The sequence below is a fragment of the Pseudomonas cremoris genome, from assembly GCF_014230465.1.
In genome coordinates, this window is record NZ_JAAXCY010000007.1 from 267813 (window position 1) to 292322 (window position 24510).

A 24510-nucleotide genomic window follows, 5' to 3' on the forward strand; every position below is an offset into this window, starting at 1 on the left:
TTTCTTATTGCACCTGCGCTTGCACAGCCGGCTCGAAAGGGTAGATACGGCGCCATTCGCGTGCCATATCCACCACGGTCCAGCCATTTGCCTTGGCCAGGTCAAGCGCCTTGTCCAGGCGCCCCACCTGAGAATTACGGTCGTAGGCCCACTCGCGCTTGGCATCGGTGTGGTGCACCAGGCCCATCAAGCGCTTGCCGCTGCCAGCGGCGGTCCATTGCAGCATTTGCAGGTCGCCGTCGGAGTTGCCGAACGCCAGGATCGGACGCCGCCCGATCACCGCGTCGATGCTTTCCGGCTTGCCGGGACCGTCGTCGTTGTGCGCCAGCTTGGCGGTGCGCAGTACCTGGGGTTGGCCGCCGTTTAGCTGGAACTGAGTGACGAAGTTCGAGCCGATGACCTGCTCTGGCGGTATGCCGTACACCTCTTCGGCAAAGGCGCGCATGAAGGCGGTGTCACCACCGGAGACGATGTAGGTCTTGAATTGCTGGCTGCGCAGGTAATCGAGCATCTCCAGCATGGGCTGATAGATCATCTGGTCGAACGGCTTGCCGGTTTTGGGGTGACGAGCCTGTTTCAGCCAGTGCCGGGCATTGTCGATGAAGGCTTGCGTGCTGATACCGGTGTGGGTGGCGCCGATGATTTTCAGCAGGCCCTGCATGCCGGCGGCGGCGAGGGCTTGGTGGTCGCCTTCCAGCACGGCTTGGAACGGTTGGGTGGTTTTCCATTCAGGATGCTGGGGCGCCAGGCGCTTGACCTCGTCAAAGGCAAACAGCACTTCGAAGTACGCCGGTTGTTCGGTCCACAAGGTGCCGTCGTTATCGAAGACGGCGATGCGTTCGGCAGGCTTGACGTAGTCCTTGGAGCCTTCGACGGTCACGGCCTGGACGAAGTCGATGATCTGCTGCTTGCTTGGGCCTTCGTTCCATGAGGGCAGCGGGTCGGCGGCCAGTGCAGGCAGGGTCAGCAGCAGGAGAAGGGGCAGGGCAGAACGCAGCGACGTCATGGGAAGTCCTTTTCGTGACGAGGGTTCAGTGCAACCAAGCGTAGTTGACGACACGCCCAACGCAATGCAGCCCACGTTTTTCGCCACAGGGGCGGGATACGCGGCCACAACGCATGCAACAGATAACCCGCCAGGATCAGCGCGATAATCGCAGCAATCCAGGCGAACAGGTGCTGAGACAGCTGCCTGCGGCCGTGTTCGATGGCGAAGGTTGGGGTGTAGGCGCTGACTGCCTGGGCGTCCACCGTGAGTGGCGGCAGCTGCGCGAATTGGAGGCGATGATTGCGGCTGTCCCACCACTTCACGCTAATGGCGGGTAGCGTGTAATGGCCGCCTTGCTGCACGCGGTACACCAAGGCGTCGATGCGCTGGCCACCAGTGATGGCGCCACGGCCGTCGTCCAGGTTGCTGATAATGGGGGCCTGCGGGTAAAGGCGCAGGCCTTTGATCTGCGCGGCGGCGGGCGGGGGCAGCGACAGGCCGGGCGTATCGTCGGCCTGCAGTGTGAGCGTGCGGGTCAGGCTGTCACCGACCTTGAGGTCCGTGGCAGTGAGGGTCTGGCTCAAGCGCAAGCCACTGGCAACCAGCACTGGTTCGTCCGCAGCAAATCCCGGCGGCTGGCTTGCCTCGAAGGATAACGGTGCACTTTGCGCCGTCAGCGGTGCGCTGGCCTGGCCCGGCTGCGCGCTGATTCTCAGTGCGGGCACCGTAAAGTGTTGCGCGGCATTTGGCGTGATGCGGTAGGCGTAGCGCATGCCGTAGAAGGTCTGGCCGTCGATCACCTGTGTGGTGTGCTCGGCTTCACCACCGGGGGGCTGCACGCGTGCACCTGGCAACTTCAAGTCAGGCAGTGTTGCGCCGGAGGTGAACCAGGTATCGGTCAGCACATCGACCTGCACCAACAACTGCTCGCCTACCACCACCGACGCACCGGGTACCAACTGCGCCTGTACGCGCAACTGGGGCTCGGCGGCCCACGCGGGGGCAGTGATCAGCAAGAGAACGCCACAATAGCGCTTCATGGTTTCGCCTCCTGGTCCTGCAGGCTGAATTTACGCCGCAGGAAATTGGCAGGCGAGGTGGTCAGATTTTGTAGCCACAGCGCATCGTTGTTGGCTTGCTGGGTCTGGATCGCCTTGCTTTGGCCCTTGCCGGGGGCCTTGTCGAACTTGACTTCATCGGGCTTGACCTCGGGGGTGTTGTTCGCCGCGCTTTCGGTGTCTTTCTTCAAGGCAATCGCCAGGGCCAGGTTGGCGCTGGCTTCAGGAAAGTCCGGTTGGAGCTGCAAGGCATGCTGGTAGGCGCTGATGGCGTCGTCGAACTTGAAGCGGCGTACGTGGATGTTGCCCAGGTAGAACGCGGCTTGCGGCGTGTTCATCGCACTGAACGTGGTTTGGGCCAAGTCGTAGTCCGCCGCGTTGTAGGCGGCAATGCCCTTCCAGTAGGGATCGACAAACCGCGCCGCCGCCTCAGGGTAGTGATGATGCTCAAAGGCCCAGCGGCCTTGTTGGTCTAGGGTCAGGAACGGATTGGCCTCAGCTGGCGTTGGCGGCAGCAGCAGGCCGAGCAGTAAGACGGCGCCCCAATTCAGGCTCCAGCCCCGACGCACGCTGACCAACGCCAATAGCAGCAGCGGCCAGCACAGCCAATACCCTGCGTCTTTCCATTGCAGCAGCCGCTGTTGCTCGTCGGCATTCTGGAAATGTTGCTGGGCGTGGCGTGCGACCCAGTCCAGGTCATCGTCATTCAATGTCAGGCTGCCCAGGGGCGCATCGAGTGCCGAGGCCAGTTGCTTGAGCGTCGGGCTGCTGCCCAAGGCCAGCACCAGCACTTGCAGCGAGTCGTCCTTGAGCGTGGGCAGTTGGGCGACGTCCGCGCCATCGGTCACCAGCAGCAAGGTGCCCGGCGACTGTTGCAGCAATCGCTTGGCCTGCTCGATCACCGCGGCGACATCCTTGCCGGACTTGCTGATCAAGTCGGTGCCCAACGCCTGGATGAAGGTGTCGAGCAGTTCAGGATCGTCGGTGGGCGGCAACACCAGATGGGCGCTGCCCGCATACACCAGCAATGCCGTGCGCGTGCCTTTGCGGCGTTGCACCAGGTCGTGCAACGTGTGCTTGGCGGCCGTCAGGCGGGTGGGCGGCACGTCAGCGGTGTCCATCGACGGCGACAGGTCCACGGCGATGATCAGCGGCGCGCGGTTTTCCAGGAAATCCGGGCGATCCTGTTGCCAGGTCGGCCCGGCAGTCGCTATTGCGCCGAGCACTAGCAGCGCGCACACCAGATGCACCGGGCGCACGCGATGCGGGTCGTTGGGAGTCAGCAGCAAATGCGGCAACAGGTGCGGGGCGATATTGCCGCGCAGGCGCCGTTGCAGGTCGCGGCTGCGTTGCCAGATCAGCGGCAGCAGAAGACCCAACAGGGCAAGCAACAGCCAAGTCGGCCGCAGGAAGTGGAAGTTACTGAAGTCCATCCGCTGCCTCCCGTTTCGGCCGATGCGGCCACAGCGCCGCAATCAAGTGATACCCCGCCAATAGCACCAACGCGGCGCCCAGCGGCCACCAGAACAGGTCGCGCTTGGGTTGATGGCTGAGGGTTTTCACTTGATGCGGGGTGATCTTGTCCAGGGTGGCGTAGACCTGGGTGAGGCTGTCGCGGTCCTCTGCGCGAAAGTAGCGGCCGCCGGTTGCGCTGGCGATGTCCTGCAAGGCGTTCAGGTTAACCTTGGCTTCCCCGGTCGCCTGTGGGTCGCCAATGCCGATGGTGTGGATGATCACGCCTTTGGCAGCCGCCATGTCGGCGGCATGATCTGGAGTGATTGCGCTGCTGGTGTCGTTGCCGTCGGTGAGCAGGATCAGCACTTTTTCCGGCTCATGGGCCTGGTCGAGCAGCTTGAGACCAAGACCAATGGCATCGCCAATGGCGGTATTCGGCCCAGCCATGCCGATGCCGCTGTCATCCAACAACAGCGACAGGCTGGCGTGATCGAGGGTCAAGGGCGCCTGGGGGTAGGCACCGCTGCCAAACAGAATCAGGCCGATACGGTCGTCTTTGCGCTGCTGGATAAAGCCATGCACCACCTGTTTGACGGCGGCCAGGCGGTCGATCTTGTGGCCGGCGGCATCGGTGAAGTCCTGGGTTTCCATGGACTGGGAGATGTCGATGGCCAGCATCAAGTCGCGCACCGGTTGCTGGCGTTCAATGGGTTTTTCCACCCACACCGGGCGGGCGATCGCCAGCACCAGCAACGCCCAGACCAGCAGATTGAGCAGTAACTGGCTGCGATTATGGCGCGTGCCGCTGTTGGAGGGCGATGTACCGATGGCCTGGCTCATTCCGCGGAAAAACGGCACCCGCACGGCGCTGCGTGCTTCGCGGTAGGGCGGCAAATAGCGGTAGGCCAGCCACGGCAGCGGCAGCAGTAGCAGCAGCCAGGGGTAGTCAAGCTGCCACATGGTGTTGCTCCACCCAGGCAGTGCACTGGGCCAGTAATTGCGTGTGCTGCTCGGCAGGCAAAGGCGCGCCGTAGGCCAATTGCGCCAACTGCTGGCTCAGGTCCTCCGGTATCGGCGCGCCGGCGTGGTGCTGCAAGAAGGCCTGCCATTCGGCGCCGCGCAGGGTCGGGATGCGTTGGTGTTGCGCTTTTGACAGCGGCATGGACAAGGCGACGCGCTTGAGTAGTTCGGGTAACTCTCGCAGGTCTTTCAACTGTTTCAAGCGCGCCAAGGCCTCGCGCCGATAAGCATCGCGCCGCCAACGCAGCCATTTGCGGATGCCGAGGATCAGCAGTCCAATCACCAGCAGCCCCAGTAGCACGCCCCAACCCCAGGTCTGTGGCCAGTAGCTGACCGGCGCGGGCAAGCCCAACTCCTTGAGTTGCTCGATGCTCGGCACATGGGCGGTCACCGGCGCTTCCCCAGTTCCGTGCGCAGTTGCTCGGCGGCGGGCAATGCGGTGCTGATCATCAGCAGCGGAACCTGGCTGCGACGCAACAGGCTGGCGACGTCCTTGAGGCGCCCCCCGAGAAAGTCGCCCAACGGCTGGCGCACCTTGCGTTGGTTGACGGCCAATTCCACTTGCAACTGCCCCTGGGTCACCAATAACTGCCCACGGCTGGGCACGTTGAGCGCCAAGGGGTCGTACACCTGCAACGCCACCACATCGTTGTGGGCCGACAGTTGCTGCAGCAGTTGAGAGGTGCGTGGGCCGGCGCCCGCAAAATCGCTGACCAGGCAGATCAAATGGTCGTGACCCGCCAGCGCCACGCACTGCTGCAAGACCTTGTCCAATTGGCTGTCGCCTTCATGGTCGGCATTGCCAGCATTGAGTTCGCTGCTCTGCAAGGCGATGCGGCTGCACAACGCTTCTACCCGTTTACGGCTGCGCAACGGCGCCACGCTGTCGATGCGTGAGTCGTTGAACACCAGGCCACCCACACGGTCGCCGGCGTTGAACACCATCCAGGCGGCCAACGCCCCGAGTTCAGCGGCAACGGCAGACTTGAAGCTGCGCACCGAACCAAAAAACATCGACATGCGCTGGTCCACCACAATCAAGGCCGGACGGTCGCGTTCTTCGGTGAAGGTGCGCACCACCGGTTTGCCGGTGCGCAACGATGCACGCCAATCCAGATGGCGCAAATCGTCGCCCGGCTGGTAGCGCCGCAGCTCATCGAAATTCAAGCCACGGCCACGCAGGCGTGAAGCATGGTTGCCCGCCAGCAGGCTCCCCTGGGGCTGGCGCGCGACAAAACTCAAGCCTTGCGCCTGGAACTGCAACGCCATCAACTGCGCCAGACTCACGTAGACCAAGCCGTCGGCGTTCATGCGGGAATCGCCACTTTGCTGAGCAGGCGGTCGAGTACCTGGTCTGCTGTCACACCGTCCGCCACCGCGTCGTAGCTCAGTTGTATTCGATGGCGCAGCACCGGGTGCACCACCGCTTGCACGTTGTCCGGGGTGACAAAGGCCTGGCCCTGCAACCACGCATCTGCCCGCGCACAGCGGTCCAGGCCGATGCCGCCTCGGGGGCTGGCACCCAGGCTGATCCAGCGGGCGAGGTCGGGGTCGTAGTCGCCGGGGTGGCGGGTGGCGTTGATCACGTCGATCAGGTAACGGTCGATCGCAGGGGAGACCTGGATCGCGCTGACTTCCTTGCGCGCGGCAAAGATCACCTCGGGCTCCAGGGTAAAGCCCTGGACTGCCTGGGTGGCGGCGGCCTGTTCCTCTGCCCTGAGCAGGCGCAGGACCTGGCTTTCATTCTCGGCGCTGGGGTAGTCGAGCAGCAGCTTCATCACAAAACGGTCCATCTGCGCTTCCGGCAAGGGATAGGTGCCTTCCTGTTCGATGGGGTTTTGGGTGGCTACCACGATAAACAGCTCGGGCAGCGGGTGGCTGGCGCCGGCCACGGTGATTTGCCGTTCTTCCATGGCTTCAAGCAGCGCTGCCTGGACCTTGGCCGGCGCGCGGTTGATCTCATCGGCCAGAATCAAGTTGCCGAACAAGGGCCCCGGCTGGAAGCGGATCTGGTTCTGACCGTCGACCTGGTGCAGCACCTCGGCACCGGTGATATCCGATGGCAGCAGGTCGGGCGTGAACTGGATGCGGCTCATCTTTGCGTCCAAATGCCGAGCCAGGGCCTTGACTGTACGGGTCTTGGCCAGCCCTGGCAGGCTTTCCAGCAACAGATGACCGTTGGCCAGCAGGCCCAGCAGTATCTGGCGGATCACGTGCTCCTGGCCCAGGACGCTTTCGGCCATGCTGGCTTGCAAGGCGGTTAGATCGTTGAGTGCTGTCATGCCATTCCTCCTTGAAACCTTGGGTCACCAGGGTGAGGTGACCACGATGTATTGCACGGAGCTGCCGACGTAACGCGGCTGGTACCAGGTCGGCCCGCAATGCTGGTAGGCCACGCCATTGGCCACTACCGAGACACAATCGGCCGGCACGGTGCTGACCTGGGTGCCAATGGCGAGGATCGTTGCCGTGGTGGCACCGACTACCGCCGCTGCCGCCCAAGGGTGATACCAGTCATCCGGGTGCGGTGGCGGTGGCGGTGGAGGAGGCGGCGGCGGCGGCATTGGGCCTGGATGTGGCCCGGGTCCCGGGTAAGGGTGCGGCCCTGGCTCCGGATGGGGTTGCGGGTGCGGCTGCGGCTGCGGCTGCGGGTGTGGCTCGGGATGTGGCGGCATTGGCCGAGGCGCAGGCATGGGACGCGGCATTGGCGGCGGTGGTCGATACCCACCGCTGCCACCATGGGGCACCACGAAGGTGCGCGCGCCGCCACCGCCGCGCACTTGCCAGGCCTGGGCCACCAAGGGGTCGAACAGGCTCAGCAGCAAACTGGCTGTCAATACCGCCGCCGTGGCTCTCATGGCTGTTCTCCTTGAGGCTCCAATTGCTGCAAGGGCACCGCACGGGCGCCGGCGGGAGGAATAAACTCAAAGTCCTGGGGCTTGATCGCGCTGTTGAGTTGCCAGTGATAGTTGACGCTGTGCCGAGGCTGCTCAGCCGTGTCACGACGGCTGATCACCAGGCGACAGGGCAGGGGTCGGGGCCCTTGGCGCACCCACAGTTGCCAATCGATGTCCGGCTGGCGATAGGCGTAATGGGTGCAGGTGTTGCCGTCGACGGTTTCATCGCCGATCAGCAACGCACTGCTGATGCCCACGTCCCTGGCGGTGCCGGGGTGCCAGCGAAACAGATCGGCCAGGGGCAATTCGATGCCGTAGCGTTCGCTCAACTGGTCGAGCAAGCCGCCAATGTTCGCAGGCGCGGCCTGGTTGGCGAAGTAGCCGCTGCGGCTGTCGTAAAGCGTGAAGCTCTTGCCGTTGTAAAACAGGCTGCGGCGTTTGCCGTCGCTTTCCAGTGACACGTGCAGCTTGTCTGGCTGACGGGCCAGCAAACGTGCCTGATGGCTGAACTCGATGACCTGGCCGTTCTCCAGCACCTGGTCGGTGTGGCTGCTGGCGTCGATGCGAAACTGCTGCAGGCTGCGCAAATAGGCGCCCATCTGGTCAAGGGCGGCCAGGGCCTTGGGTTCCAGTTCCTCGGCCGAGACCGTGTTGGCAGTCAAGGCCAGGCAAATCAACAAGCATTGAAAGCGCGACATGACGCACCTCGTTCAAAGCATGAAGGTTGGTATCACCGGGATAAACGACAGGCGGAAGTTCCAGCGGGGGCTGATCAGGTCGTCGGCGTGAATCACCGAGTACTGCACCTCACCGGAGATGCGTACTGGCAACTTGCCGAAATTGACGATGCGTCCTGCGCCGATACCGATGGGAAAGTTGACCTTGTTCCCGCTCTCGGCCTTCCAGTTCACCGTGATATTGGGCGTCATGCCCACCCGCCATTGGCTAGGACCGGGAATGGCACGCTGGATGAAATACTGGATGTTGGTCAGGCTGACGTCCTTGCGCCGTGAGTCGCCGCCTACCGACCACCAATGCTGCGGGAAGAACCCGAGGGTCCAGTCTTCGCCCAGGTAGGCCGCGACAAACGCCGGACCAAGGGCGTATTTGCCGGTGCCCAGCACGTCTTTTTCGGCGGTGGGGAACATGGCCGTGGGGCCGAACCCCCAGACCATCTTGCCGCCATTGGCAAACCGTATCGGCTGCTTGGGGGAAAACACCCCCACATAGGCCAGGTCGCCAAACCCCGAGGTGCGGTCGAACGGGTCGTTGACCACGTCGGGAAAGTCGCGGTCAGTCAGCACACCATACGGGCTCATGCCGATCAGGTTGCCCGCTTTGGCATTCACCGGCGCGCTGACATAGCTCAGCGGAATGCGGTTGATCAGGTTCCAGTCCTCGCCGATGGATATCGGGAAGGTCGGCATGAAGCTGTATTTGCCCAGGTGCCGGGTGCCGTTGCTGTGGGGGCCCTTGAGGGCGGTGTAATCAAACTGATTGAACAGCAACACCAGGTTGCCCACGGGGTTGTCCATCAGCTTGGCGATTTGCTCGGTTGACGGGTCGCAACCGGCCTTGACCACTTGCTTGAGGTCGATATCGAAGTCTTGTTGCAGACGGTGGCAGGTTTCGGGATCGGCCTTGGTGGCGGGCGCCGGGCTGCTGCCCAGTTCCGGCAGGCTGGCGGCCGATAGACCGCCACTGGAAAGCACGCCAAAAATCAGCGGGGCAGCACACAAGCGAGCACGTGAAATCATGGCGTTACGCATCCTTGTAAACGGCCTGATATCGGGAGTTACGCGCCCGGTCTATCCCCTGTATGACCGGGCACGTGGTGTTACTTGAGCGGCGTCAACGGTGGCAGTTTCCATTGACCACTACTTACCTCAGGCTTGGGCAGGTAGATCCGCAGCACGGCATAAAACGGGCCGGGTGGAGCCGGCAACCAATTGCTCTGTTCCGCTTTCGGCGGTTCGTGGTGCTGCAATGCCAGGGTCAGGCCGCCGTCGGCGTCCAGCTTGAGGTTGGGCAACATCCGCGAATTGATCAGGTAGCGCTTCTTGTGGTTGGGCACCAGCAGTTTGGTCTTGGCGTCGTACATGGTCAGCGACCAGAACGCATCGGCCGGCGGCAGTTGGTCCTTGGCGAAGTGCACGGTGTAGCTGTGGCGTGCGCCGTTGGCGGGCTTGCCTTCGCTGTCGACGAAATAGCTCAGGTAGATGGCTTCGTCGGTGGAATTGCCGAAAATCCCCAGGTCCGCACCGGCATAGCGGTACAGGTAGTTGTTTTTCAGCCGGTCACGGCTGCCGAACAGCTCCCCGCTGGACACTTGATGGGTGTCGATCTTGTCTTTTTTGAACGCGGCAAACTCGGCACGCGCATCGGCGATTCCGTATTCCAGGGCCTTGCGTTGTTCGGCGGTCAGTTGGTGCACCTTGAAAGGTGCGCCCGGGGCGATGCCGATCTTGGCAAAACGTGCCAGCAGGTCTTTTTCGCTGTCCTGGGGCGCGGCGAACGCCAGCATGAAGTTCAGGTAACGGAACAACTGCGGGCCTTCGGTCATGGTCGCCATGGGCTTGGGCCAGTCGATTTTCGGCGCCGCAGGTGGGGCCGGCTGTTTAACGTAGCTGCTCAGTGGCTGCACTTTATAGCCGTTCTGGATCTGCTTGACCTTGTTCAGGTCTTTCTCGTCAAACAACTGCGTGCGGTAGAGCGCGTAGGCGATGTTGCTCTCGCTGTACACCACGCGGTCGATGTCGACCGGTTGCTGACCTTTCCAGTCAGGCCCGGCAATCATGTAGTGGCCGCCGTTGTTACCGGTGCTGCGGGTGCCCAGGTAGGCGATGTTCTGCGTGTAGAGGTCGATCAACTGCACCGAGTAGTAGCGGTTGTCTTCGATCTTCGGCAAGGTCAGGACCAGCGGTTCCTTGCGCAGGTCCATCCAGACGAACGAGTAGGGCGTGTCCGAATTGGGCGTGACAAACGCGTTGTCCTTGGGCGTGAACACTTGGGCGGTATTGCCGATATGGTTGAACGGCGCCTTGAAGTTCGCACCGCCCTTATCAACGGCCTGGGTGTAGAGCGTCTTGTACATCGCTACCACTGGGTAGCCATATAGATAGGCTTCCTTGGCAATGGCACGTGCTTCGGCGGGAGTGGCCGTGAAATCGGCCAAAGCGCCAGTACTCATGAGTATCGAGAGGCTCGCCAACAGCAGGCGCGTCGGTTTTCCAATCATGTTGTTGCGTCCTTCCAGAGATCTTTTTAAAGGGCGTGGGATGAAAGCGCCGAGTTTCCTGTTTTATTTGCCGAACGTCACGTTAATCCCTGCGAACAGGGTGAACTGAGGCAAACCATCGCCTTTGCGTGCCACAGTCCATTGCGGCTCCACATAGGCATTAAGGATATTGCTGCCGGCTTTCCAGGCCTTGCCCATCCCCAAGCCAATGGGGATGTAGTGAGTGTCGTTCTTCAAATCGAAGGTCCAGGTGCCCGTGGAGCGCAGGTACCAACCCTTCGGCAGGTTATGAATGATGAAAGGCTGGAAAGTTGCACTTTCTACATGCGCCCGGTCGCGGTCTCCGGCGAACGAGCTTTGGTATTGCACCAGTGCGCCAAGCAGTCCTCTTGGCGAGGCATCAATAGCAATTGCCGCCAGGCCCGCCTGCCACTTGCCGGTGCCAAGTTCGTCGTGCTCTGCGGTCGGGGCGGTGATTTGCGGGCCGATACCCAACTGCACGCCCTCGGTCTTGAGCAGGAAGATATCGAACAGGTTCAAGTCGCCGATACCGGTGCTGTAGCCGCTATGGGGATCGGGGCGGGTGCTGAGGGGCAGGGTGGCGCGCAGCAATTGCGGCACACCGAAGAAGTCCGAAGGGGCAATGGGCAAGGTGCCGCGCAGCAACAGATCATTGGTGTGGGCGTTACTGTCGAACAGGCGTGGGGTGTAGTAATCCTGCAGGTTGGCACCCGGCGCGAGGTTGAGCGGGTTGTTACTCTTGTTGGCGGTCTCGGCGTTGTCGGCCAAGGCGGCAAAACTGAGTAGTGTCAAAACGGCCAGCATCACTGCCGACGTGTACGTTGCCTTGAACATACGCGCTCCCCCATACCTGGGTGATTGTCCCTTGTGATTAATACTTGTAGGGCGTGTCGATAGAAGCTAGCAGCTAAATCCGGCTGCGCTAGGCATCCGATCGAATTAGCTGGGGGCTGCGGGGCGTATCACAGGTCTGTAGAAAGGCGCAAAACGCCGCCTTGGCTAGGCGGCGAGGCGTAAAGAGGGGGTCAGGCTGTCGCAAGCATCGCTTTGACTTTGTCGCGTAATTGATCGATGGAGAATGGTTTGGCGATCACCTGCATGCCTGCAGGTACATCGATATTTTCAGCGTAGCCGCTGGCAAACAGGATTGGCAGGGTGGGCCGCAGTTCACGCACCTTGCTCGCCAGTTGCTTGCCGTCCATGTCCGGCAAGCCCACGTCGGTCATCATGAGGTCAATGACTTGCTCGGCTTGTTGAACCAACGCCAGCGCTTCCTCGGCATCGGCCGCTTCCAGCACACTGAATTCCAACTCCTCCAGAACATCGACGATGAGCATGCGCACGATGGCATCGTCTTCGACAACAAGGATGGTGGAGGTGACTGCGGACATAATATGGAATTCCCAAGAAAGACGAGATTTACAGGCGGCGGTTCAAGCCGGCCTCTTCCTTGAGTAAGCGCGGACTCGCGACAAGTTCCCGCTGGCCGTAAAAACAATGCAACACAAAAGAACAGGGAGAATAGCCTGTTCTGCTGTAGGAATCTGTACAAAACAGCTCTGGAAAAATGGTTTTGCCTGCCACTTTGGGGCAAACTCCCGGTTTTTCCATACTTGGCCAAGGCAAGCCCATGACTCCTGCGTCGTCCATCGATGAAAAGAGCTTTCGTAACCTCCTGAGCCGAAACGTTGCGCTGCCCCTGGGTGTGGGCGTGCTCAGTGCGGTGTTTTTTGTCGTGCTGATCACCTATTTGTTGTCGGTGATCCAGTGGGTCGAACACACAGACCGGGTGATCAATAACCTCAATGAATCCTCGAAACTGACGGTCGACCTGGAAACCGGCATGCGCGGCTTCCTGATCACTGGCGACGAGCATTTTCTCGACCCGTACGAAGTGGCCAAGCCACGGATCATTGCCGACCTGCGCAACTTGCAGGACCTGGTAGCGGACAACCCGCAGCAGGTAGACCGTCTCAAACGTCTGGAAGCCTTGCAGATCGAATGGAACAAGTACGCCCAGTCGATGATTGATATGCAGCGCGAAAGCGGTGATTACCGCAGCGCGGTCAAGGCCGGCCGAGGCAAGCGCCTGACCGACGAGATCCGCAAGGAGTACGACGATGCGGTGGTGATGGAGCAGCAGTTCCGTATCACCCGCAATGAAGAAGTGACGCGCACTACCGTGATCAGCGTCACCTTGTACCTGATCTTCGTACTCGGGCTGAGTGGTTTTCTGGCGTATATCGGTCGTAAAAATTTAATTGCATTATCAGATAGTTACAACGAAAACCTCGCGTCACAGCAGAGGATTGCGGGGCGCCTGGAGCAACAAGCCTGGTTGCGCAACGGCCAGACCGAATTGGCCGAACAGGTACTTGGCCAGCTCACCTTGAACATGCTGGGTCGCAACATCCTGCAGTTTTTCGCCCAGTACATGGGCTCCGCGGTGGCGGCGCTGTATGTGCGCGAAGAACACGGCGGTCTCAAGCGCGTCGCTACCTACGGCTTCTCCCGCGAACAGGAACAATTGGAACAGTCGATCTACAGCGACGAGGGTATTGTCGGCCAGGCTGCCCAATTGGATCGCCTGATTCGCCTGGACGATGTGCCAGTGGACTACTTCAAAGTCAGCTCCGGCCTGGGTGAAGGCGCTACCCGCAGTGTGCTGGTGATGCCGACCAGCGATGATGATCGGGTCAACGGTGTGATCGAGCTGGGCTTCCTGCGTACGGTGGATGAGCGCGACGTGGAACTGCTGGAGCTGATCGCCGGCAATATCGGCACCTCGATCGAGGCCGCGCGTTACCGTCAGCGCCTGCAGGAAGTGCTCGCCGAGACCCAGCAGCTAAACGAAGAGCTGCAAGTGCAGCAAGAAGAGCTGAAGACCGCTAACGAAGAACTCGAAGAGCAGTCGCGCATCCTCAAGGAGTCCCAGGCCCACCTGGAAACCCAGCAAGCCGAGCTGGAGCAGACTAACGAGCAGTTGGCCGAGCAGACCCAGACCCTGGCCGAGCAACGCGACGCCATGGACCGCAAGAACGTCGAGCTCAACCAGGCCCAACTGGAGCTGGAAGAACGTGCTGAAGAGTTGCAACGCTCCAGCAAGTACAAATCCGAATTCCTTGCCAACATGTCCCACGAGCTGCGCACGCCGCTGAACAGCTCGTTGATCCTGGCAAAATTGCTGGCGGAGAACCCGCAAGAGAATCTGAGCGCCGAACAGGTCAAGTTTGCCGAGTCGATCTATTCCGCCGGCAATGACCTGCTCAACCTGATCAACGACATCCTGGATATTTCCAAGGTGGAAGCCGGCAAGTTGGAAATGCGCCCGGAGAATTCCAGCGTGGCTCGCCTGGTCGACGGCCTGCGCGGCATGTTCGAGCCGCTGGCCGCCGACCGCAAACTGGGCTTCCAGGTGGACGTGCAGGAAGGTGCGCCGGCGATGCTGTTCACCGACCGCCAGCGCCTGGAGCAGATCCTCAAGAACCTGCTGTCCAATGCGGTCAAGTTTACCGAGCACGGCGAAGTCAGCCTGTCGGTCTCCCGTGCGCCGGGGGAGGGTATTGCCTTCACTGTACGTGACTCGGGTATCGGTATTGCACCGGACCAGCAGGAAAGCATCTTCGAAGCCTTCCGCCAGGCCGACGGCACCACCAACCGCCGTTACGGCGGCACCGGCCTGGGCCTGTCGATTTCCCGTGACTTGGCCACTTTGCTTGGCGGCTACATCAGCGTGACCAGCGCACCGGGCAAGGGCAGTGTGTTTACTTTGGTATTGCCGGAGCAGTATGTAGAGCGCGAGGAAGACGCCGCACCGATCGAGCAGCCGCGCCAAGTTTTCGTCGCACCTGCCCCGGCGCCGGCCAGGGTTTCACCGCTGCCGGTAGCCGATGCCAGCCTGATCCCACGCTTTGCCGACGACCGTGACAAGGCCCCGTTCACCACCCGTTGCATCCTGGTGGTGGAAGACGAGCCGAACTTTGCACGCATCCTCTTCGATCTGGCACATGAACTGGGCTACAACTGCCTGGTGGCCCATGGTGCGGACGAAGGCTACAGCCTGGCCGAGGAATACGCGCCCGATGCGATCCTGCTGGACATGCGCCTGCCGGACCATTCCGGGCTGACCGTGTTGCAGCGCCTTAAAGAGCACGCCAGCACGCGTCACATCCCGGTGCACGTGATTTCCGTGGAAGACCGTGTCGAAGCCGCCATGCACATGGGCGCCATCGGTTATGCGGTCAAGCCCACCACCCGCGAAGAACTCAAGGATGTGTTCGCACGCCTTGAGGCCAAGCTGACCCAGAAGGTCAAGCGTGTGCTGCTGGTGGAAGACGATGACCTGCAACGTGACAGCATTGCCCGCCTGATCGGCGACGATGACATTGAAATCACCGCCGTTGGCTTTGCTCAGGAAGCACTTGACCTGCTGCGTACCACTATTTACGACTGCATGATCATCGACTTGAAGCTGCCGGACATGCTTGGCAACGAACTGCTCAAGCGCATGGCCACCGAGGACATCTGCTCGTTCCCACCCGTGATCGTCTACACCGGGCGCAACCTCACCCGTGATGAGGAAGCTGAGCTGCGCAAGTATTCGCGCTCGATCATCATTAAGGGCGCGCGCTCGCCGGAGCGGTTGCTGGATGAAGTGACACTCTTTCTGCACAAAGTCGAATCCCAGCTGTCCCATGAACGCCAGAAGATGCTCAAGACCGCTCGCAGCCGCGACAAGGTCTTCGAGGGGCGCAAGATCCTGCTGGTGGACGACGATGTACGCAACATCTTCGCCCTGACCAGCGCCCTGGAGCACAAAGGCGCTGTGGTGGTCATCGGGCGTAATGGCCGTGAAGCCATCGACAAACTCAATGAAGTCGACGATATCGACCTGGTGTTGATGGACGTGATGATGCCGGAGATGGATGGATACGAGGCTACCGCCTTGATTCGACAGGACCCGCGCTGGAAAAAACTGCCGATCATCGCTGTGACGGCCAAGGCCATGAAGGACGATCAGGAGCGCTGCCTCGCGGCGGGTTCCAACGATTACCTGGCCAAGCCGATTGATCTGGACCGTCTGTTTTCACTGATTCGTGTCTGGCTACCGAAGATGGAACGCATTTAAGTGGAGCGAAGTTTTTTGGAAAAAAGCAGCGATATTGAGCTGCGCCTGTTGATCGAGGCGATTTACCTCAAGTACAGCTACGACTTTCGCGACTACTCCGGTGCGTCGGTCAAGCGCCGCGTGGCCCATGCCCTGCGCCAGTTTGACTGCGCGACCATCTCGGCGCTGCAGGAGCGCGTGCTGCACGATCCGGCGGCATTCATGCAGTTGCTGCAGTTTCTCACCATTCCAGTGAGCGAGATGTTCCGCGACCCCTCGCACTTCCTTGCGATCCGCCAGGAAGTCGTGCCGCTGCTCAAGACCTACCCGTCGATCAAGATCTGGATCGCCGGGTGCAGCACGGGAGAGGAGGTGTACTCCATGGCCATCCTGCTGCGTGAAGAAGGCTTGCTGGAGCGCACCATCATCTACGCCACCGACATCAACCCGGCGTCGTTGGACAAGGCCAAGCAGGGCATCTTTTCCCTGGAAAACGTACGAGCCTACACCGCCAATTACCAGCAGGCCGGCGGCCAACGTTCATTTGCCGACTACTACACTGCGGCTTACGATTACGCGATCTTCGACAAGACGCTGCGCGAGAACGTGACCTTTGCCGATCACAGCCTGGCGACGGATAGCGTGTTCTCAGAAACTCAATTAATTTCGTGTCGTAACGTACTGATTTATTTCAACAAAAAATTGCAAGACCGTGCATTTGGATTGTTTCATGAGTCGCTGTGTCATCGCGGCTTCCTGGTGCTGGGCAGCAAGGAAACCCTGGATTTTTCCGCTTACGGCAAACAGTTCGAACCCTTGGTTAAACAGGAACGGATCTACCGAAAACTATGAATGAAGCGGCTGCCAACCCGGCATCGGTTCCGGGCATAGAGGCTATCGTGATCGGCGCATCCGCAGGCGGCGTCGAGGCTTTGCTGTCGGTGTTTGGCGAGCTGCCCATGGGTTTCGGTTTGCCGATCATTACGGTGTTGCACCTGCCCGATGAACGCCGCAGCCAATTGGCGGAGGTGTTTGACCGCCGCGTGAACATGCCGGTGGTAGAGGCGCGCGACAAGGAAGTGATCACGCCTGGCACGCTGTACTTTGCCGGGCCCGGTTATCACCTGTCGGTGGAACATGACCGTAGCCTGTCCCTGAGCCAGGAAGACCGGGTGCACCATTCACGACCTGCGATCGACTTCCTGTTTGCATCCGCCGCCGATACCTATGGCAAGGGCCTGCTGGCCATTTTGCTGACGGGCGCCAACCAGGATGGCGCGCGCGGCCTGGCCCATGTCAAACAACAAGGTGGAACCACCGTGGTGCAAGACCCCAATGAGGCCCGTGTGGCCGTCATGCCACGCGCAGCCCTGGCGCTGCAGACACCTGACCACATTCTTACGTTGAGCCGGATTGGCTCATTGCTGGCTTCCCTGGAATATTCCCCATGTTAAGTACTGTCCAGGCCAAACTGCTGATCGTCGACGATCTGCCGGAAAACCTGCTGGCCCTCGAAGCGCTGATCAAGCGCGAGGACCGCCAGGTGTTCAAGGCATTGAGCGCCGACGAAGCCTTGTCCCTGTTGCTGGAGCACGAGTTCGCCATGGCGATTCTGGACGTGCAGATGCCCGGCATGAATGGTTTCGAGCTGGCCGAATTGATGCGCGGTACCGAGAAAACCAAGAACATCCCGATTGTGTTCGTCAGCGCCGCGGGCCGTGAACTCAACTACGCCTTCAAAGGCTATGAAAGCGGCGCCGTCGACTTCCTGCACAAGCCGCTGGATATTCACGCGGTCAAGAGCAAGGTCAATGTGTTTGTCGACCTGTACCGCCAGAGCAAGGCGATGAAGCAGCAAGTCGAAGCGCTGGAGCGTAGCCGCCGCGAGCAGGAGCTGTTGCTGACGCGCCTGCAAGCGACCCAGGCCGAGCTGGAACAGGCCGTGCGCATGCGTGATGACTTCATGTCCATTGTCGCCCACGAAGTGCGGACGCCCCTCAACGGGCTGATCCTGGAAACTCAATTGCGCAAGATGCACCTGGCCCGGGACAACGCCGCTGCGTTCACCCTGGACAAGATGCACGCCATGGTCGACCGCGATGAACGGCAGATCCAGAGCCTGATCCGCTTGATTGAAGACATGCTCGATGTGTCGCGTATCCGCACCGGCAAGTTGTCGATCCGCCCGGCGCGGTTTGACCTGGCCACGTTGGTCCGCAACCTGGTGGAGAACTTTGCACCACAAGTGGCGGCGGCGGACTCTTCCATGCACCTGGTGGCCGAAGGCTCGGTGGAAGGTAATTGGGATGAGTTTCGCATTGAGCAGGTGGTCACCAATCTGTTGACCAACGCCTTGCGTTACGGGGCCAAGAGCCCGGTGGATGTGCGGGTGTATACCGAGCACGGAGAGGCGCGGGTCGAAGTGCGTGACCGTGGCATCGGGATCAGCGAAGAGAACCAGAAGCGTATTTTCCAGCAGTTCGAGCGCGTCTCCGCCAGCCATGTAGCGGCTGGCCTGGGCCTTGGGCTGTTTATTTCCGAGCAGATCGTGGCGGCCCACGGCGGCACCATCGAGGTCGAGAGCCAGATAGGCGAGGGCGCCTTGTTCCGGGTGTGCCTGCCCCTTGAGGTGTCGGCATGAAATCAATCGTCACCTCGACGCAACCTCTGCGTGACCCCATGGTCGTAATTGCAGCAATTGACCGGACAAAGGCTTCCCATGAGTGAAGATGCACAAGATGTCGTTCTGATCGTCGAGGACGACGAATCCATTATGTTTGTGCTGGGTGAATACCTGGCAGGCCTGGGCTATCGGGTATTGAAGGCGATCGATGGGGAGCAGGCTTTCGAAATCCTCGCGACCAAGCCGCACCTGGACCTGATGGTCACTGATTACCGCTTGCCGGGTGGCATTTCGGGGGTTCAGATTGCAGAGCCTGCGATCAAACTGCGGCCGGAATTGAAGGTTATTTTTATCAGCGGCTACCCGCAGGAAATTCTCGACTGCAATAGCCCGATCACGCGCAACGCACCGATCCTGGCCAAGCCGTTTGACCTGGACACGCTCCAGGAGCACATCCAACGCCTACTGGCGTAGTGAGCGGGCTTTCCCCGCGCTGGGTGGCGAAGCCGCCCTAGACCCTGCCTCACCGACCTTGCAGAAATAATGCGGCGGCTTTATTGGGGCGGCTTCGCCACCCAGCGCGGGCAAGCCCGCTCACTACACGCTGCGGATCATTTCGCGGACTTTGGCCGTGAGCAGGTCGAAGGTGAAGGGCTTGGTGATCAGTTGCATACCCGGGTCCAGGAAACCACCGCGTACCGCCGCATGTTCGGCGTACCCGGTGATGAACAACACCTTCAGCTCCGGGCGAATCTGCCTCCCGATCTCTGCCAGTTGCCGACCGTTCATGCCAGGCAGGCCGACATCGCTGATCAACAGGTCGATACGTTGGTCGGACTCGATGATCGGTACCGCCGTATCGGCGTCACCAGCTTCAACAAAGGCATACCCCAATTCCTTGAGCACCGCACTGACCAGCACACGCACTGCGGGGTCGTCCTCGACGATCAGCACGGTTTCACCGGCGTTGGCGAATGGCAGCAGTGCGGGATCAGCGATTTCGTTTGCAGTGACTTCACCCATAAAGCGCGGCAGAAACAGGCTCACGGTGGTGCCTTTGCCCACTTCACTGTGTAGCGACACATGTCCGTGGGACTGGCGCGCAAAGCCGTAGATCATCGACAGGCCCAAGCCGGTGCCTTGACCAATGGGTTTGGTGGTAAAGAACGGATCGAACACGCGGCTCATCACGCTTTCGGGGATACCGCAGCCGGTGTCGCTGACGCTCAGCTCCACATAGTCACCCGGCTTCAACGTGCCATACGCGGCAGTGAATACGCTGTCCAGATGACGGTTGGTGGTTTCCACCACCAGTTGCCCCCCGCTGGGCATGGCGTCGCGCGCGTTGATCACCAGGTTGAGCAGGGCGCTTTCCAGTTGATTGGGGTCGGCCTCGGCGGTCCAGAGTTCGCCGCTCAGGCGCATCTCCAGCTTGATGCTTTCATTGATGCTGCGTTGCAGCAACTCCCCCATGGCCGTCACCAGCTGATTGATTTCCACGGGTTTGGAGTCGAGCGATTGCCGACGGGAAAACGCTAGCAATCGGTGAGTGAGGCCAGCCGCTCGGTTCGCCGAGGTGACGCCCAGGTCGATCAGGCTGTCGAGATCGTCCAATTTGCCACGTGACACGCGCCTGCGTAGCAGTTCCAGGCTGCCGATGATGCCGGTGAGCATGTTGTTGAAGTCGTGGGCGATGCCGCCAGTCAATTGGCCAACGGCTTCCATCTTCTGTGATTGGCGCAGGGCATCTTCGTTATGGCGCAACTGCGCGGTGCGCTCCTCGACCTGTTGCTCGAGGGTTTCCAGCGTGCGCTGCAGGCGCAGTTCGCTCTCGCTCAGGTCGATCAAGCGGTCCCGTGCTTCGTATTGCCGGCGGCGGCCGCGCAGGGCGGCGCTGACCAGGCTAATCAGAGTTACCGGGTGAAACGGCCGCTCCAGGAAGGTCACGTTGCCCAGCAAGGCGCTCAGGTGAGATGAACTACTTTGCTCACTGCCGCCGTGGTGGGTCATCAGCACGATAGGCAGGTCCGACCAGGCGGGTTGCTGGTGCAGGTGGTGGAGCAAGGGCTCCAGATCAACCCCACGCAGCGCTTCGGCCGCAATGATCAGCACGCCACAGCCGTACTCCAACGTGTCGCAGAGCATGTATAAATCGGTCGCGACGACGCCACTGTAACCCGCCTCGTTGAGCATCATCAGCGCCAGCGAGCCGTCACGCCCCAGGGGCGCGAGAATAATCGCACGCTCGGAGACGGGAGTCAGCATGGTCACTATCCCAGGTCCTTGAGCAGTGGCGATCCGGCGCCCATGTAAGTGGGAATACCGCGCAGCACTCCTTGGAAATTGTTCAGCGGTTCACCGACAGTCATGCCGCGGCTGCCGATACGGTATTCACGAATGGTCGATTCATGGGAGCCAGTGCGCTTCTTGATGATCGAAATGGCACGGCGAACTTCACCGATCGCTTCAAAGTAGCGCAGCAGGATCACCGTGTCGGCCAAATAGGTAATGTCCACCGGCGCCTGCATATCCCCCACCAGACCGTGTTGGGCAACGGTCATGAAGGTGGCCGCGCCACGACGATTGAGGTACAGCAGCAACTCGTGCATGTGCAGGATCAGCGCGTTTTCTTCGGGCATGGCTGCGGTATAGCCGTTGATGCTGTCGATCACCACGGTTTTGATCCCAGCCTCATCCACGCAACGGCGCACACGGTGAGAGAACTCCCCAGGCGACAGCTCGGCGGCGTCAACTTGCTCAATCAGCAGGTTGCCCGTGGCTTGCAATGCCTCCAGGTCAATCCCCATGTTCTTCATGCGTTCAAACAGCAGGCCCAATTCTTCATCGAAGATAAACAACGCAGCTTTTTCGCCACGGGCAACGGCAGAGGCGGCGAAGATCATTGAGATCAGCGACTTGCCCGTACCGGCAGGCCCCAGGATCAGGCTACTGGAGCCGGTCTCGATACCGCCGCCCAGCAACGAATCAAGTTCCTTGATGCCACTGGTCAGCGTTTGGCGGTTGTAGCCGCCGCGGTGTTCGGCCGCGACCAAACGTGGGAACACATGCACGCCGTCTTGCAAGATGGTGAAGTCATGGAAACCACCCCGGTATTTCTGGCCACGGTATTTCACCACCCGCACCCGGCGACGTTCCGCGCCGTAGTTAGGGGTAAGTTCTTCCAGGCGAATTACGCCGTGGGCCACGCTGTGCACGGTTTTGTCGAGGGATTCGGTGGTGAGGTCGTCCAGCAGCAATACGGTGGCGTCATAGCGCACAAAGTAGTGCTTGATCGCTAGGATTTGCCGGCGATAGCGCAGGGAGCTTTGCGCCAGCAGGCGGATTTCGGAGAGGCTGTCCACCACTACGCGAGTGGGTTTTACCCGTTCGACCACTTCGAAGATCTGCCGCGTGGCTTCGCCCAGCTCAAGGTCCGAGGAGTACAGCAAACTTTGCTGGTGCTCAGCGTTGAGCAGACTCTCCGGCGGTGTGAGTTCGAAGATATGGATATTGTCATCCAGGTCCCAGCCGTGGGACTTGGCGCCCTGGCGCAATTCGCGCTCGGTCTCGGACAGGGTGATGTAGAGCGATCGTTCGCCATTTTTGGCGCCGGCTTGCAGGAAGTGCAGGGCGACCGTGGTTTTACCGGTGCCAGGCTCACCTTCCAGCAGGAACAGGTGGCTGCGCGATAGCCCGCCGGAAAGAATGTCGTCCAGACCTTCGATACCGGTGGCTGCTTTTTCACTGAACAGCTCATTGGATGTAGACAAGGAGTGCCCTCGGGTCACGTACGAATAGAAAAGCGCGCCGCCCTGGGCGCGCCATATTCACTTGACCTTAGTGGCACCTAGCCTTTCCGCAATTCGTAAAATTTGTACAACACCCCGGCGGCTGTCAAAGACCTTGTTGCAACGCCGGGTCATCCGGATTTTGCTGCTCAAGCTGCGCCAGCAGTACCTGGACGTTTTGCAACTGGCCGCTTTCGGTCCAGTAATTGACCAGCAGCACTCGCGCCTTACGGTTGGCTGGGTGGCGCTGAATGATTTCTTCCAGCTGGCGCTGCGCGGCTTCCAGTTCCTGCTGGGCGTGCAGGGTGGTAGCCAGGTCGTAGCGGTAATCTTGGTTGTCCGGCTCCAGCTCCACGGCTTTTGACAGGCCAAGCAAGGCATACGGACGCTCGCCATGGTGCAGCAACCACATGCCCAAGGCGTGTTGGAGATAAGCAGATTCGGGATGGGCGGCCAACTGGCGTGCCAGCAATTGGCGCGATTCTTCGGACTTGCCTTGTTTGTCCAGCAATTCGATCTTCGCAACCACGGCCTGGAGATTGTCCGGCTCCAGGCGCATGGCTTGCTCCAGGGCGTTTTGCGCATCCGGCAGCAGGGCACTGTGGATGTACAGGCGCGCCAGTTGAATCCAGTTTTCGGCGGTTTCGGGCTGGGCCTTGATTTTCTTCACGAACTCATCGAGTACTTGCTGCAACGGCCCGAAGTACAGCCCCAGGGTGTCCGGGGACAAGCCGAGCAAGGCATTGGCAGCGGCAAACCGTACGCTTTGTTCAGGGTCATCCAGTGCCGGGCCCAGCAACAGGGTGCGCTGGCCGGAAGGCACCAGGCCAGCGATGCTGTGGATCGCGGCTTCGCGCACCATCGGCGAGTCGCTGGTCAGGTCTTTGTCGGCAAGCTTCAAGGCTTGGGGGCTGGGGTAGTTAGGCAGTTCGGCATGCAGTGCGGCGCGGCGCTCCGGTGACAGGTCCGGGCGCCCCAGTTGCTGGTACAGCACCCGTGCTGCCCCTGGCTCGCCGTTACGCGCTTGTTTCAGGGCTTTGGAGTAACCATGGGCTATCGCGGGTGGCACCGCGACCTGGGTGGACCGGTTGAAATGCCAGGTGAGCAACACAACAAACAACAGGGCGCACAGGCCGATGATGGAGTAACGGCGTGACTTTGACATGCAGGCGTCCGAGCGATCACAAAGCCGCCAGCTTCGACCAGACCACGGCGAGTGTCAAACCTGCGTCAGGTGAGTACGTATTCCACCGGCTCCAGCACCGGGGGCAGGTCGGTTTCACCGAGGGCGGCGAGCACCTCTCGTTCCACAGTGCGCACAATGGCATTGCAGGGGAGGTCGTTTTCGTCGAACCCGAACGGGTCTTCGAGGTCATCGCCAATTTCATCGAGGCCAAAGAACGTGTAGCTGACGATCGCGGTAAAGACCGGCGTAAGCCAACCCAGCGGCTCGGCCATGGCAAACGGCAGCAGGATGCAGAACAGGTAAATGGTGCGATGCAGCAGCAAGGTGTAGGGGAAGGGCAGCGGCGTGCTTTTGATGCGTTCGCACGAGGCTTGCACCTGGCTAAGGCTCACCAACCGCGCTTCAAGTTGGGTGTAGCGCCATTCGCTGATCACACCTTGCTCTGCCAGCGCGGAAAACCGAGCCCCGACTTTTTGCAGCACGTTGTCCGGGAGGTTTGGGTGGTTGGTATCCACCTCAAGCCAAGGCTTTATCGCCTGGGCTTCATCTTCAACGCGCAAACGTGCGATCAAGCCATGGGCAAAACCACATAGACCGCGCAGCAAGCCTGCGCGCTCTGCCGGATCGCTGAGCACCTGGGTTTCGCGAATCAGCGAGCGTACATCGATGATCATCTGCCCCAGTTGCTTACGACCCTCCCACCAACGGTCATAGCAGGCGTTGTTGCGAAAACTCATGAAGATTGACAGCGACAGCCCCAGCAGCGTGAACGGCGTGGCGTTGACCTTGGAGAAGTATGCGGGGTGCAGGGTTTCCACCAGCACGATCACGGAGGCCAACAGCGTAACCAACAGGCTGCGCAGGGCGATGCGCTTGGCGATCGACCCTTTGAGGGAAAACAGGATACCCAGGAGGTTGGGTTTGGGGCGGACAATCATCGCAGGAAGGGCTTCTTCGGTGGCGCAGGCCATCAGGTTAGAAGCCTGCGCGCAGGGCGTCCAATCGCTTGGGCTGACTAACTGATCAGCGGGATCGATGACTGGCCAAAGCAGTCAGGCATATTGAAGGCTTTGACCATTGCTGCGCTGGCGTGCCGGGGCGAGTATTTGGCGATTCGGACAGTCCAAGG

At 60.7% G+C, this 24510-nt stretch carries 22 protein-coding genes; 5 read left to right on the forward strand and 17 right to left on the reverse strand.

The annotated features are described in order from the left end of the window. Window positions 1–4: 4 nt before the first annotated feature. The 13 genes from HF257_RS19270 to HF257_RS19330 form a co-directional block, all read right to left on the reverse strand. Entirely contained in the window at window positions 5–1006 is a 1002-nt protein-coding gene (locus HF257_RS19270; protein ID WP_185706060.1) for an HAD family hydrolase, read from the reverse strand. Further along, the gene (locus HF257_RS19275; RefSeq protein WP_185706062.1) at window positions 1003–2028 is read right to left on the reverse strand and encodes a BatD family protein; all 1026 of its coding nucleotides are present in this window, start codon (window positions 2026–2028) and stop codon (window positions 1003–1005) included. Before HF257_RS19275 ends, HF257_RS19270 begins: the two co-directional genes overlap by 4 nt. Beyond that, window positions 2025–3479, reverse strand: coding sequence for a VWA domain-containing protein (locus HF257_RS19280; RefSeq protein ID WP_185706064.1), 1455 nt, complete (start codon window positions 3477–3479; stop codon window positions 2025–2027). The genes HF257_RS19275 and HF257_RS19280 overlap by 4 nt, the downstream gene beginning before the upstream one ends. Next, window positions 3466–4461: a vWA domain-containing protein gene (locus tag HF257_RS19285; protein WP_185706066.1), complete on the reverse strand. Its 996-nt coding sequence runs from the start codon at window positions 4459–4461 to the stop codon at window positions 3466–3468. Before HF257_RS19285 ends, HF257_RS19280 begins: the two co-directional genes overlap by 14 nt. Beyond that, window positions 4448–4912, reverse strand: coding sequence for a DUF4381 domain-containing protein (locus HF257_RS19290; protein WP_185706068.1), 465 nt, complete (start codon window positions 4910–4912; stop codon window positions 4448–4450). Before HF257_RS19290 ends, HF257_RS19285 begins: the two co-directional genes overlap by 14 nt. Then, window positions 4909–5832 (reverse strand): DUF58 domain-containing protein, encoded by a 924-nt coding sequence (locus HF257_RS19295; RefSeq protein ID WP_185706070.1) that lies wholly within the window; start codon window positions 5830–5832, stop codon window positions 4909–4911. The genes HF257_RS19290 and HF257_RS19295 overlap by 4 nt, the downstream gene beginning before the upstream one ends. Further along, window positions 5829–6803, reverse strand: coding sequence for an AAA family ATPase (locus tag HF257_RS19300; protein WP_185706072.1), 975 nt, complete (start codon window positions 6801–6803; stop codon window positions 5829–5831). The genes HF257_RS19295 and HF257_RS19300 overlap by 4 nt, the downstream gene beginning before the upstream one ends. Before the next feature lie 24 nt (window positions 6804–6827). After that, window positions 6828–7379, reverse strand: a complete 552-nt coding sequence (locus HF257_RS19305) for a hypothetical protein (protein WP_185706074.1) — start codon at window positions 7377–7379, stop codon at window positions 6828–6830. Beyond that, the gene (locus tag HF257_RS19310) at window positions 7376–8116 is read right to left on the reverse strand and encodes a DUF2092 domain-containing protein (RefSeq protein ID WP_185706076.1); all 741 of its coding nucleotides are present in this window, start codon (window positions 8114–8116) and stop codon (window positions 7376–7378) included. Before HF257_RS19310 ends, HF257_RS19305 begins: the two co-directional genes overlap by 4 nt. Window positions 8117–8128: 12 nt before the next feature. Next, on the reverse strand, window positions 8129–9175 hold the full coding sequence (locus HF257_RS19315) for a transporter family protein (RefSeq protein WP_185706078.1): 1047 nt from the start codon (window positions 9173–9175) through the stop codon (window positions 8129–8131). A gap of 80 nt (window positions 9176–9255) precedes the next feature. After that, window positions 9256–10656, reverse strand: a complete 1401-nt coding sequence (locus tag HF257_RS19320) for a DUF1254 domain-containing protein (RefSeq protein WP_185706080.1) — start codon at window positions 10654–10656, stop codon at window positions 9256–9258. Between the two features lie 63 nt (window positions 10657–10719). Further along, entirely contained in the window at window positions 10720–11481 is a 762-nt protein-coding gene (locus tag HF257_RS19325) for a hypothetical protein (RefSeq protein WP_233081322.1), read from the reverse strand. Window positions 11482–11702: 221 nt separating this feature from the next. Continuing rightward, window positions 11703–12068: a response regulator transcription factor gene (locus HF257_RS19330; protein WP_185706084.1), complete on the reverse strand. Its 366-nt coding sequence runs from the start codon at window positions 12066–12068 to the stop codon at window positions 11703–11705. Between the two features lie 239 nt (window positions 12069–12307). Between HF257_RS19330 and HF257_RS19335 the strand changes: the two genes are divergently transcribed. The 5 genes from HF257_RS19335 to HF257_RS19355 all read left to right on the forward strand — a co-directional run bounded on the left by HF257_RS19335 (window position 12308) and on the right by HF257_RS19355 (window position 18881). Further along, entirely contained in the window at window positions 12308–15805 is a 3498-nt protein-coding gene (locus HF257_RS19335) for a response regulator (protein ID WP_185706086.1), read from the forward strand. Then, window positions 15806–16636: a CheR family methyltransferase gene (locus HF257_RS19340; protein ID WP_012724198.1), complete on the forward strand. Its 831-nt coding sequence runs from the start codon at window positions 15806–15808 to the stop codon at window positions 16634–16636. Beyond that, window positions 16633–17238, forward strand: a complete 606-nt coding sequence (locus HF257_RS19345) for a chemotaxis protein CheB (RefSeq protein ID WP_185706088.1) — start codon at window positions 16633–16635, stop codon at window positions 17236–17238. Before HF257_RS19340 ends, HF257_RS19345 begins: the two co-directional genes overlap by 4 nt. Next, on the forward strand, window positions 17232–18425 hold the full coding sequence (locus HF257_RS19350) for a hybrid sensor histidine kinase/response regulator (protein WP_185706090.1): 1194 nt from the start codon (window positions 17232–17234) through the stop codon (window positions 18423–18425). The genes HF257_RS19345 and HF257_RS19350 overlap by 7 nt, the downstream gene beginning before the upstream one ends. A 78-nt stretch (window positions 18426–18503) precedes the next feature. Continuing rightward, window positions 18504–18881: a response regulator gene (locus tag HF257_RS19355; protein ID WP_003217591.1), complete on the forward strand. Its 378-nt coding sequence runs from the start codon at window positions 18504–18506 to the stop codon at window positions 18879–18881. Window positions 18882–19004: 123 nt separating this feature from the next. On the opposite strand, the gene HF257_RS19360 is transcribed toward HF257_RS19355, so the two are convergent. The 4 genes from HF257_RS19360 to HF257_RS19375 all read right to left on the reverse strand — a co-directional run bounded on the left by HF257_RS19360 (window position 19005) and on the right by HF257_RS19375 (window position 24319). Next, window positions 19005–20678 carry an ATP-binding protein gene (locus HF257_RS19360; RefSeq protein WP_185706092.1) on the reverse strand — a complete coding sequence of 558 codons (1674 nt, stop codon included), beginning with the start codon at window positions 20676–20678 and terminating at the stop codon, window positions 19005–19007. Then, complete coding sequence (locus HF257_RS19365; RefSeq protein WP_185706094.1) at window positions 20678–22177, reverse strand: ATPase domain-containing protein; 1500 nt, start codon at window positions 22175–22177, stop codon at window positions 20678–20680. Before HF257_RS19365 ends, HF257_RS19360 begins: the two co-directional genes overlap by 1 nt. 124 nt (window positions 22178–22301) lie before the next feature. Further along, window positions 22302–23360 (reverse strand): HEAT repeat domain-containing protein, encoded by a 1059-nt coding sequence (locus tag HF257_RS19370; protein ID WP_185706096.1) that lies wholly within the window; start codon window positions 23358–23360, stop codon window positions 22302–22304. Window positions 23361–23425: 65 nt separating this feature from the next. Continuing rightward, window positions 23426–24319: a bestrophin family protein gene (locus tag HF257_RS19375; protein ID WP_185706334.1), complete on the reverse strand. Its 894-nt coding sequence runs from the start codon at window positions 24317–24319 to the stop codon at window positions 23426–23428. Between the last annotated feature and the right edge of the window lie 191 nt (window positions 24320–24510).